Genomic DNA, 9,286 nt, shown 5'->3' on the forward strand with positions numbered 1-9,286 from the left:
GAAAGGAAGTCGAAGATGACACAGACCGCCGAAAGGACAAGAACACTGCCCGTGGCGCAGACTCATTTGAAAAAGGGCCATTGGTCCGGGCCCGCCGAAATCTGCCTGCTGGATTACGAGGCGCGCTTTCTGCGCCGCAAGCGGCTGGAAACGGTGGAGGGGCGGCCGTTTCTGGTGGATCTGCCGCAGACGACCTCGCTGGATCATGGCGATGCGCTGGTGCTGGAGGACGGGACCTATATCCTTGTCCGCGCGGCAGAGGAGGCGCTGTTGCGCGTCACCGGGCCGGACCTGGCGCGGCTGGCCTGGCATATCGGCAACCGGCACACGCCCTGCCAGATCGCGGCGGACCATCTGCTGATCCAGAACGATCCGGTGATCGGCCATATGCTGGAACATGTGGGCGCGACCCTGACCGAGGTCACGGCGCCCTTCACGCCGGAGGGCGGTGCCTATGGCCATGGGCGGACCCATAGCCATGAACACGGGAACACGGCGCATGCCCACTGACAGCGATCTGCTGACCCTCGCGCAATGGTTTTCGCCCAGCTATCCGCTGGGCTCCTTTGCCTATTCGCACGGGTTGGAGATGGCCATCGTGACCGGTCGGATCAACAGTGCCGGGAGCCTGCAGGCATGGCTGGAGGACGTACTGGCCCATGGCACCGGGCGCAATGATTGCATCCTGATCCGCGCTGCCCATGCCTGCGCAGACCTGGATGCGGTGGCCGAGGTGGACGGACATGCCCGCGCCTTTGCCAGCAGTGCCGAACGTCTGGCGGAAACCCGGGTCCAGGGCGGGGCATTCGCGCGGACCACGGCCGCGATCTGGGGCGCTGCACTGCCGGAACTGACCCATCCCGTTGCGGTGGGCTATGCCGCCGGGCGGATGTCCCTGCCGCTGGAGCTGACGGCACAGATGTATCTGCAGGCCTTTGCAAGCAACCTCGTCTCTGCCGCGGTGCGGCTGGTGCCACTGGGCCAGACCGAGGGGCAGGCCTGTCTGGCCGCCCTCGGCGGGCTGGTGCGGCAGGTCGTTGCAAAAAGCAGGGGCATGGACCTCGACGATCTGGCCGGCAGCGCCTTTTTGTCCGATGTGGCCGCGATGCGGCACGAAACACTTGAACACAGGATATTTCGATCATGACTGGCATGAACGGCCCCTTGCGCATCGGGATCGGCGGCCCCGTGGGCGCGGGCAAGACCACGCTGACCGCCGCCCTGGCGCGCGTCTTTCACCCCGCGCTTTCCATCGGGGTGATCACCAATGACATCTATACGCAGGAGGATGCGGAAGCGCTGATGCGCATGCAGATCCTGCCGCAGGACCGGGTGATCGGGGTGGAAACCGGGGGCTGCCCGCATACGGCGATCCGCGAGGATGCCTCGATCAACCTTGCGGCCATTGCCGAGATGCGTGAACGCCATGCGGACCTCGATCTGGTGCTGATCGAAAGCGGCGGCGACAACCTCTCTGCCACCTTCAGCCCGGAACTGGCGGATGTGACGCTTTACGTCATCGACGTGGCGGCGGGTGAAGAAATTCCGCGCAAGGGCGGGCCTGCCATCACCAAATCGGACCTGCTGGTGATCAACAAGACCGATCTGGCCCCCCATGTGGGCGCATCGCTTGAGGTCATGGCCCGTGATGCGGCGCGGATGCGCGGGGACAGGCCGGTGGCATTCTGTGCCCTGCGCCACGGCACCGGCGTGCAGCAGGTGGTGGACCATGTGCTGTCCATCGGCGGTTTGCAGATGCCACAGGCCGAAATTGCGGATGCCTGACGCAACACGGCCCGCGCCGGGGCGCGGGCCGTGTCATCAAATGGGTTTGCGTGAGGGAAAGGCGTTCAGCCTTCCTCTTCCTTGACCTCTTTCGGCGTGACGATCACGCCGCGTTCCACAAAGAAGGCACCGGTGCGGTAGAAGGGCACAAAGGATTCTGTCTGCAGCTCGCCCCGGCCGTTGTCGATGGGGTTCACGATCTCCTGCTTTTCTTCGGTCGCGGCGCGCAATTCATAGCGATAGACGCCATCCTGAACCTCGCCCGGTTGCAGTTCGAACACCGGCGTGCCGGATTTTGCAAAGATTTCGGTGATCTTGCCGTTGGGGGCGGCGACAACCATGCTGGCGTTGCTCAGCCCGATCCAGTTCTCGAACCAGACGGCGTTGGAATTATGCTGCTGGACCGGATCGGCGGCCCAGGCTGTGCCGGCGCTGAATAGGGCAAGCGAAGTGGTCAGGGCAATTGATTTCAAAAGACGGGACATGACATACCTCGTTCCGTTTAAATATACTTCGGGGCACGGGACCCCTATGATACATGAACATGGAATTCCGCCCTCTGGCAAGGGGCGCGGGGGGTCGCGCTGGCGGATGGGCCTTTTGCTGCCGTGTTCTGGCGGTCCGGCGCGACGCCGTGTTATGCCCTGACAGAAGCGGGCAAGTCACGCCCCGGACCGGATCAAGGAAGCGCCATGAACCATTCAGCCCATTCCGAAGTGCATCTGGTGCACCGCATCGGCTGGCTGCGTGCCGCCGTGCTGGGCGCCAACGACGGGCTGGTCTCGACCGCCAGCATCGTGGTGGGGGTGGCGGCGGCAGGCTCGGGGCGGCCCGAAATCCTGATTGCGGGCCTTGCGGGGCTGGTGGCGGGTGCCATGTCGATGGCCGCGGGGGAATATGTCTCTGTCAGTTCGCAGGCGGACACCGAGGCGGCGGACACCCTGCGCGAACGGCAGGAATTGCAGACCGCGCCCGAGGCGGAACTGGACGAGCTGACCCAGATCTATGTCGAACGCGGGCTGGATCCGGCGCTGGCGCGGCAGGTCGCGGTGCAACTGACGGAGAAAGACGCCCTGGGCGCGCATCTGCGGGACGAACTGGGCATTGTCGACACGGCTGCGGCCCAGCCGGTGCAGGCGGCGCTGGTCTCTGCCGTGACATTTGCGGCAGGTGCGGTGGTGCCGCTGATCGCCGCGGCCCTTGCCGGATATGCGCGGATCGGTCTTGTGGTCGCGCTGACAACGCTGTTGGCCCTTGCCGTGCTGGGCGCGCTTGGCGCCGTGGTGGGCGGTGCCGGGCTGATCAGGGGCGCGGCGCGGGTCATGTTCTGGGGTGCGCTGGCCATGGCGGTGACCGCCGGTGTCGGCATGGTCTTTGGCGTCAGTCTCGGCTGATCTGTAGCGTCTAGACCCCTGAGCCCAAAATACGTTACATTTCCCACTGCCCCCGGATCGCTTGCGATCCGGTTCGCACCCGACCCCGCCCCCCAGGGCGGGTGCGAAACTCCGACCTCGCAAGATGCTGCAAAGTACGGAAAGATGGAGATGCCTCGCCAAATGGTGGGCCGCCCTCGGGGTCGGGTGCGAACCTGCCGTTGAGAGCTGTATTCAATGAACTGAACTTTGAGTCCGGGTGACTATAGCGCTTCGGGATATACCTTTATCACTTGTTCGCTGCCTCTCCCTTCGGCCCTACGCGAAAAGTGATGTTGGATGTTTCAAGTTTATCCCGAAACGCTGTAACAATATGTTGGGTTCCCCGTGGGGAACCCGCCTCTGTCAGATGAGGCTGTGACAACAGGTGCAGGGCGGGAATTGCCGGTTTGGCACGCGTGTGCTTTCCCGTTGTGCTGCCATCCTATGCGCACATCCTGCACAGACCATGTGCATTCAATCGCGCTTTGCAAACCCGCCTCCCGCGCCTACCTTCCAAGCAAGCAAAAGGAACCCGATATGAGCTGGAACCCCGCCCTCGACCCCGATTGTCCCACTGGCGATGCCGTGGATGCCATTGAAACCGTGATTGTCCCCCGTGCCCGCGACCTGGGCGGCTTTGAAGTCCGCCGCGCGCTGCCCGCGCCGAAACGGCAGATGGTCGGCCCCTTCATCTTTTTCGACCAGATGGGCCCGGCAGAGTTCCTGACCGGCAAGGGGATCGACGTGCGCCCGCATCCGCACATCGGCCTCGCGACGGTGACCTATCTCTACAAGGGCAAGATCCACCACCGCGATTCGCTGGGCACCGACCAATGGATCGAACCGGGGGCGGTCAACTGGATGGTGGCGGGCCACGGCATCACCCATTCCGAACGCGCCGATGGCGACATGATCAAGGCGCCGCACAGCCTGTTCGGTCTGCAGACCTGGGTTGCCCTGCCCAGGAAATACGAGGATGAAGCCGCCGATTTCCAACATGCGGCCAAGGATGAGCTGCCGCTGCTGGAAGGCGAGGGCAAACAGCTGCGCCTGATCCTCGGCGATGCCTACGGCGAGACGGCGCCGGTCCGGGTCTTTTCCGAGACCTTCTATGCCGATGCGCTGCTGGAGGCGGGGGCCTCGATCCCGATGCCGGACAACCACGAGGACCGGGGGCTTTATGTCGTCTCCGGGTCCGTCACGGTCAGCGGACAGGATTTCGACGCGGGCCAGATGCTGGTCTTTCGCCCCGGCGACCGGATCAGCGCGCGTGCAGGCGATGAGGGCGCGCGGGTCATGTTGCTGGGCGGGGCCACCATGGACGGGCCGCGCCACATCTGGTGGAATTTCGTCGCCTCCTCGAAAGACCGGATCGACGCCGCCAAGGAAGCCTGGCGTGCGGGTGACTGGGCGCATGGCCGTTTCAAATTGCCGCCCGGCGACGATGCCGAATTCATCCCGGCACCTGCGCGCTAGGGGCAGGGATGCGGCGCGACGGCGGTTGTTTTGGCGCTGGTGAATATTTCTGCATTTTCGTCGGGTTTGCGTCTTGACGCCTCGCGCCCACGCTCATATTACCACCAAACGCTTCGGGGCCTGCTCCGAAGCTGCAGTGGGCGGTTGTAGCTCAGTTGGTTAGAGTACCGGCCTGTCACGCCGGGGGTCGCGGGTTCGAGCCCCGTCAACCGCGCCACCGCTGCATAAAAGGCTCCCTTTCGGGGGCCTTTTTGCTTTTGGATCAAAAGTTTGAAGATGTTTGCGGGGCGGGGCGCCTGATTGCCCGTCACCGGGGCAATGCCCTGCTGGGCCTTAACATTCCATTATTCCAGCGTGTAAGAAGGGGCATGAACGTTTCCGCCATTCCCCATGCCCGGCTGGGCATCTTTTGCATGCTGGCGGGGATGTTCCTGATTTCCGTCAACGACATGCTGATCAAATCCCTGTCGGGGGGCTATCCGCTGCACCAGCTTGTGATGTTCCGCGCGCTGGTCGGGCTGGTCTTTACCCTGTTCCTGCTGAGGATGGAGGGGGGCTGGAGCCTGCTGCGCACCGGGCGGCCGATGTTGCACCTGCTGCGGGCCTTGCTGCTCGTCTTCGCAAACACCATGATCTATGCCGCCATCGTGGCGATGCCGCTGGCCACGGCCAATGCGCTGTATTTCGTGGCACCCCTGTTCGTGACGCTGCTGTCGATCCCGATCCTGGGCGAAAAGGTCGGGCCGCGCCGTTTTGCGGCGATCGGGCTGGGGTTCGGGGGCGTGCTGCTGATGATGACGTCGCAACTGGGCACCGGGGAGGGCGCCCTGGGCTGGGTGGTGATCCTGCCAATACTGGCGGCGGCGGGATATGCCATGATGTCGGTGCTGACCCGCAAGCTGGGGGCCACCAGCCGCGCCTCGGCGCTGGCGCTGCACATGCAGATCGCCTTTATCGCCGTCAGCGTCTGCGTCTTTGTGGTGGCGGGAGACGGGCGTTTTGCCGCAAGTACAGAGAATGAAAGCATCAGGTTCCTGCTGCGGGCCTGGATCTGGCCGCCCATGGCGGATGTCCTGCCGATCACATTGCTCGGGCTGGTGGCCGCCGCCGTGGGCTATCTCATGGCGCAGGCGTACCGGCTGAGCCCGGCCTCGGCGGTGGCGCCTTTCGAATATTCGCTGCTGATCTATGCGCTGTTCTGGGGCTGGACGATCTTTGGCGAATGGCCCGCGCCGATGGTCTTTGCCGGGGCCGCGGTGGTGATCGGGTCGGGCATCTATGTCTTTGTGCGCGAAGGGCAGCGCAAGTCAGTCCGCCGCGTTTGACATCGCGCGCCGTTCGCGGTGGTCGAAACGGGCCACCAGGAAATCCACGAAGGCCCGGATGCTGGGCGACAGATTGCGTTTCTGCGCATAGCTGACGGCGACATCCGCATGGTTCTGGGTGTATTCCGGGAACAACCGGACCAGTTCGCCCGATGCGATCTTGTCCGCCACCAGATAGGTGGAAAGCCGTGCGATCCCCAGGCCGGACAGCGCCGCGATAAAGACCGCATCGGCGCTGTTGCCCTCGAAATTGCCGTCTGCTTCCACCGAATAGCGGATACCGTCCAGTTCCGCATGCCAGGCGTTGCGCCCGCGCGCGTTGGAGGTGCGCAGGCAATTGTACCGGGTCAGTTCGGCAAAGGTGGCAGGCGCGCCGTGGCGCGCGATGAAACGGGGTGCGGCGCACAGGATGCGTTCGTTGCGCATGATCCGCCGCACGATCACATTGGGGTTGGTCAGCTGCTCGGCAAAGCTGATGGCGGCGTCATAGCTTTCTTCCTCGATGTCGATGGTCCGGTCGGTCAGTTCGAGAGAGAATTTGATATCCGGGTATTTCTCCAGGAATTCGGGCAGGACATGCATCAGCTGGGCCTTGCCGAAAGCGACGCTTGAGGCCACGCGCAGCAGGCCGGAGGGCGCGGCGCTGAAGCTGTTGATGTAATCTTCGGCCTCGTAGAATTTCTCGGCCACGGCGCGGCATTTCTCGTAATACCGCTTGCCCTCTTCGGTCAGCGACACGCCTGCACGGGTGCGGCGCAACAGGCGGTGGCCCACGTGATCCTCCAGATGGCCGATCTGTTTGCTGACCGCCGAAGGGGTCTGCCCGCTGGCCCGTGAGGCTGCGGAAATGCTGCCCGTCTCGACCACCCGGACAAAGGCCAACATCTGCGATGAAACGTCCATGACGCCTGAACCTTTCCTGCTGGGCATAGCCCCTATGCGCATTTGACGGGTACTAATCCGGCTGGTTGCGAACTATCTCTGCATTGCAGCATAAACATATACTGCATCGCAGCATAATCAAGAAAAGGAGTGGTCTTAATGGCAACTGCAACACATCGCAACCAACCGCTCGTCCAGGGTTTCGGCACCTATCTGAGCGCTCGTTTTCAGCATCTGGGCGCCGCCCTCAAACTGGCCCAGCGGCGCCGCGCCATTTACCGGCGCACCGTCAATGAACTGGTCGGCCTGTCCGACCGCGACCTGGCTGACCTCGGCATCCCGCGCGCGCACATCCGCCGCGTTGCCAAGGAAGCAGCAGGCATGGAGAATTAACATGGCACATCACAGCACAATCAACACCCAGAGCGCATTCCTTGAACGCGCCGTGGAATTCCCGGGCACACTGGCACGCGGATTTGGCAGAGCCGTCCTGCGCGGCGTCAAGATGATGCAATACGGCCGTATGCTTTCGGTCCTGAACGCAAGCAGCGACCGGCAGCTTGAAGCAATGGGAATCACCCGCGCGGACATCCCGCGTCATGCGGCCCATCTGATCGATTACGAATACGACGGCCTTTAAGCAGGTCTGACGGAATTTCGCGCGGCACGCCCGCGCCCAGAGATCAACGGTGCGCCAGATTGCTGCGCGCGCTGTTGCCAGGCAACCGGTCTCGCTCCTCCCAGAGACAACCGGTGCCGACTTTAACGGTGCTTCCTCCCTGAAGCCGTTATACAGACCGGCACGCTCACCTCCTCCCGAGCGTGTCGGTCCCTGTTTTCCCGCAAAACCCCCCGCAATGCCCGTTGATATCAGGTCAGCGCATCCAGGATGCGCGCCCAGGACCGGATGCCCTTGTGGAAACTCTCCATGTCGTATTTCTCGTTCGGGGAATGCAGCGCGTCGTCGTCCTTGCCAAAGCCGATCAGCATCGGTTCGGTGCCAAGGATCTGCTGGAAGTGACCCGCAATCGGGATCGAGCCGCCGCAACCGATATAGGCTGCCGGGATCTGCCATTCATCCGACAGCGCCTGGCGCGCCTTTTCGAACATCGGCCCGGAAATATCGGCGCCGGAGGCAGCGCTGGCGCCATGTCCGTGGAACGTGACCTCGCAATCGGCGGGCAGGGCGTTCTGCACCATGGCGCGGAAGTTTTCCCGGATCGCCAGCGGGTCCTGGGTGCCGACAAGGCGGAATGAGATCTTGGCATGGGCCATGGAAGGCAGGACGGTCTTGAACCCGTCGCCGGTATAGCCGCCCCAGATGCCGTTGACCTCGCAGGTGGGGCGCGACCAGATCATCTCAAGCGGGGTGCGGTCCTGTTCTCCGGCCGGGATGCTCAACCCGACATCGCCCAGGAAACTTTCGTGATCAAAGGCCAGGCCCTGCCATTGCGCCTCCAGCTCGTCGGAAAGCTCGGGCACGCCGTCATAGAAGCCGGGAATCGTGACGCGTCCGGTTTCGTCGTGCAGATTTGCGACAATGCCGCTGAGCACGCGGATCGGGTTCATCGCGATGCCGCCGTACATGCCGGAATGCAGGTCCTTGTTGGCAGCGGTCACGGTCAGTTCCTCGCCCAGCAGGCCGCGCAGCATGGTGACGATGGCGGGGGTCCGGGATTCGAACAATCCGGTGTCGCAGATCAATGCGATGTCGGTTTTCAGCTCTTCGGCGTTTTCCTGCATGAAGGGCACCAGCGAGGGGGAGCCGGATTCCTCTTCGCCCTCCAGGAAAAAGGTGATGCGGCAGGGCCAGTCGCCCTTGACCTCTTTCCATGCGCGCAAGGCCTCGACAAAGGTCATCAGCTGGCCCTTGTCATCCGAAGACCCGCGCCCGCGGATCACCTTGCCCTTGGCGGTGTCCTGAACTTCGGGATCGAAAGGGTCGCGGTCCCACAGGTTCAGCGGGTCAACGGGCTGCACATCGTAATGGCCATAGAACAGCAGATGCGGACCGCTGTCGCCGAGGTGGCCCACAACCATCGGATGCCCCGGCGTGGGGCGTTTGCTGGCGTCGATGCCCATGGCGGTCAGATCGGCGACCAGCCAGTCGGCGGCGCGGTCGCAATCGGGTTTGAACGCGGGATCGGTCGAAATGGAAGGGATTCGCAGAAGGTCCAGCAGGCGGTCGGTTGCGGCGGGCAATTCGGCGTCGATACGGGCCAGGACGGCGTCTAGGGACATGGTGTACTCCGGTTGTCAGGCTGATTGGCGCGACCGTATCAGCCAGGCTGGCAGTGTCCAGAGACGGGGCAGGTGCCTAGGTCGTGTTGACATTCATTGTCGCCCACCCGTTTCAGTCCAAAATTGCTCAGTTCCAGGCAAGAGAGCGCAGGAATAGCCAGC

General features: G+C 63.4%; 11 protein-coding genes and 1 tRNA gene. 9 read left to right on the forward strand and 3 right to left on the reverse strand.

Going from position 1 to position 9,286, the window contains the following annotated elements; genetic code table 11:
• The first annotated feature begins 15 nt into the window (after window positions 1–15).
• The 3 genes from PVW51_RS20575 to ureG are packed head-to-tail and all read left to right on the forward strand — an operon-like array spanning window position 16 to window position 1,785.
• Entirely contained in the window at window positions 16–510 is a 495-nt protein-coding gene (locus tag PVW51_RS20575) for an urease accessory protein UreE (RefSeq protein ID WP_269366376.1), read from the forward strand.
• Window positions 500–1,147 carry an urease accessory protein UreF gene (locus tag PVW51_RS20580; RefSeq protein WP_274577164.1) on the forward strand — a complete coding sequence of 216 codons (648 nt, stop codon included), beginning with the start codon at window positions 500–502 and terminating at the stop codon, window positions 1,145–1,147. Before PVW51_RS20575 ends, PVW51_RS20580 begins: the two co-directional genes overlap by 11 nt.
• Entirely contained in the window at window positions 1,144–1,785 is a 642-nt protein-coding gene (gene ureG / locus PVW51_RS20585; RefSeq protein WP_274577166.1) for an urease accessory protein UreG, read from the forward strand. Before PVW51_RS20580 ends, ureG begins: the two co-directional genes overlap by 4 nt.
• Before the next feature lie 65 nt (window positions 1,786–1,850).
• Here the strand turns inward: ureG and PVW51_RS20590 are convergent, their stop codons facing one another.
• Window positions 1,851–2,270 (reverse strand): hypothetical protein, encoded by a 420-nt coding sequence (locus PVW51_RS20590; RefSeq protein WP_114276547.1) that lies wholly within the window; start codon window positions 2,268–2,270, stop codon window positions 1,851–1,853.
• Between the two features lie 207 nt (window positions 2,271–2,477).
• Between PVW51_RS20590 and PVW51_RS20595 the strand changes: the two genes are divergently transcribed.
• From PVW51_RS20595 to PVW51_RS20610, 4 genes are all read left to right on the forward strand, one after another.
• Complete coding sequence (locus PVW51_RS20595) at window positions 2,478–3,179, forward strand: VIT1/CCC1 transporter family protein (RefSeq protein WP_274577168.1); 702 nt, start codon at window positions 2,478–2,480, stop codon at window positions 3,177–3,179.
• A 558-nt stretch (window positions 3,180–3,737) separates the two neighbouring features.
• Window positions 3,738–4,676, forward strand: coding sequence for a pirin family protein (locus PVW51_RS20600; RefSeq protein ID WP_274577169.1), 939 nt, complete (start codon window positions 3,738–3,740; stop codon window positions 4,674–4,676).
• Between the two features lie 140 nt (window positions 4,677–4,816).
• Window positions 4,817–4,893, forward strand: a tRNA-Asp gene (locus tag PVW51_RS20605).
• Between the two features lie 151 nt (window positions 4,894–5,044).
• Window positions 5,045–6,001 (forward strand): DMT family transporter, encoded by a 957-nt coding sequence (locus PVW51_RS20610; RefSeq protein WP_274577171.1) that lies wholly within the window; start codon window positions 5,045–5,047, stop codon window positions 5,999–6,001.
• Here PVW51_RS20610 and PVW51_RS20615 read toward each other — a convergent pair.
• Entirely contained in the window at window positions 5,984–6,904 is a 921-nt protein-coding gene (locus PVW51_RS20615) for a LysR family transcriptional regulator (protein ID WP_269366364.1), read from the reverse strand. The two genes, PVW51_RS20610 and PVW51_RS20615, sit on opposite strands and share 18 nt — an antisense overlap.
• Before the next feature lie 138 nt (window positions 6,905–7,042).
• Between PVW51_RS20615 and PVW51_RS20620 the strand changes: the two genes are divergently transcribed.
• Both PVW51_RS20620 and PVW51_RS20625 read left to right on the forward strand, forming a co-directional pair.
• Window positions 7,043–7,276 carry a DUF1127 domain-containing protein gene (locus PVW51_RS20620; protein WP_269366362.1) on the forward strand — a complete coding sequence of 78 codons (234 nt, stop codon included), beginning with the start codon at window positions 7,043–7,045 and terminating at the stop codon, window positions 7,274–7,276.
• 1 nt (window position 7,277) lies between these two features.
• On the forward strand, window positions 7,278–7,523 hold the full coding sequence (locus PVW51_RS20625; RefSeq protein WP_269366360.1) for a DUF1127 domain-containing protein: 246 nt from the start codon (window positions 7,278–7,280) through the stop codon (window positions 7,521–7,523).
• A 230-nt stretch (window positions 7,524–7,753) separates the two neighbouring features.
• On the opposite strand, the gene PVW51_RS20630 is transcribed toward PVW51_RS20625, so the two are convergent.
• On the reverse strand, window positions 7,754–9,124 hold the full coding sequence (locus tag PVW51_RS20630) for a M20/M25/M40 family metallo-hydrolase (protein WP_274577172.1): 1,371 nt from the start codon (window positions 9,122–9,124) through the stop codon (window positions 7,754–7,756).
• Window positions 9,125–9,286: the final 162 nt, after the last annotated feature.

The sequence above is a fragment of the Sulfitobacter sp. PR48 genome (assembly GCF_028807335.1).
Lineage (GTDB): Bacteria > Pseudomonadota > Alphaproteobacteria > Rhodobacterales > Rhodobacteraceae > Sulfitobacter.

What these genes read in the sequence shown, in the direction of transcription:
- PVW51_RS20610 (WP_274577171.1), top strand. Translation starts at nt 5,045, where the DNA reads ATGAACGTTTCCGCCATTCCCCATGCCCGGCTGGGCATCTTTTGCATG.
- PVW51_RS20625 (WP_269366360.1), top strand. Translation starts at nt 7,278, where the DNA reads ATGGCACATCACAGCACAATCAACACCCAGAGCGCATTCCTTGAACGC.
- PVW51_RS20615 (WP_269366364.1), bottom strand. Translation starts at nt 6,904, where the DNA reads ATGGACGTTTCATCGCAGATGTTGGCCTTTGTCCGGGTGGTCGAGACG.
- PVW51_RS20580 (WP_274577164.1), top strand. Translation starts at nt 500, where the DNA reads ATGCCCACTGACAGCGATCTGCTGACCCTCGCGCAATGGTTTTCGCCC.
- PVW51_RS20575 (WP_269366376.1), top strand. Translation starts at nt 16, where the DNA reads ATGACACAGACCGCCGAAAGGACAAGAACACTGCCCGTGGCGCAGACT.
- ureG (WP_274577166.1), top strand. Translation starts at nt 1,144, where the DNA reads ATGACTGGCATGAACGGCCCCTTGCGCATCGGGATCGGCGGCCCCGTG.
- PVW51_RS20590 (WP_114276547.1), bottom strand. Translation starts at nt 2,270, where the DNA reads ATGTCCCGTCTTTTGAAATCAATTGCCCTGACCACTTCGCTTGCCCTA.
- PVW51_RS20620 (WP_269366362.1), top strand. Translation starts at nt 7,043, where the DNA reads ATGGCAACTGCAACACATCGCAACCAACCGCTCGTCCAGGGTTTCGGC.
- PVW51_RS20595 (WP_274577168.1), top strand. Translation starts at nt 2,478, where the DNA reads ATGAACCATTCAGCCCATTCCGAAGTGCATCTGGTGCACCGCATCGGC.
- PVW51_RS20600 (WP_274577169.1), top strand. Translation starts at nt 3,738, where the DNA reads ATGAGCTGGAACCCCGCCCTCGACCCCGATTGTCCCACTGGCGATGCC.
- PVW51_RS20630 (WP_274577172.1), bottom strand. Translation starts at nt 9,124, where the DNA reads ATGTCCCTAGACGCCGTCCTGGCCCGTATCGACGCCGAATTGCCCGCC.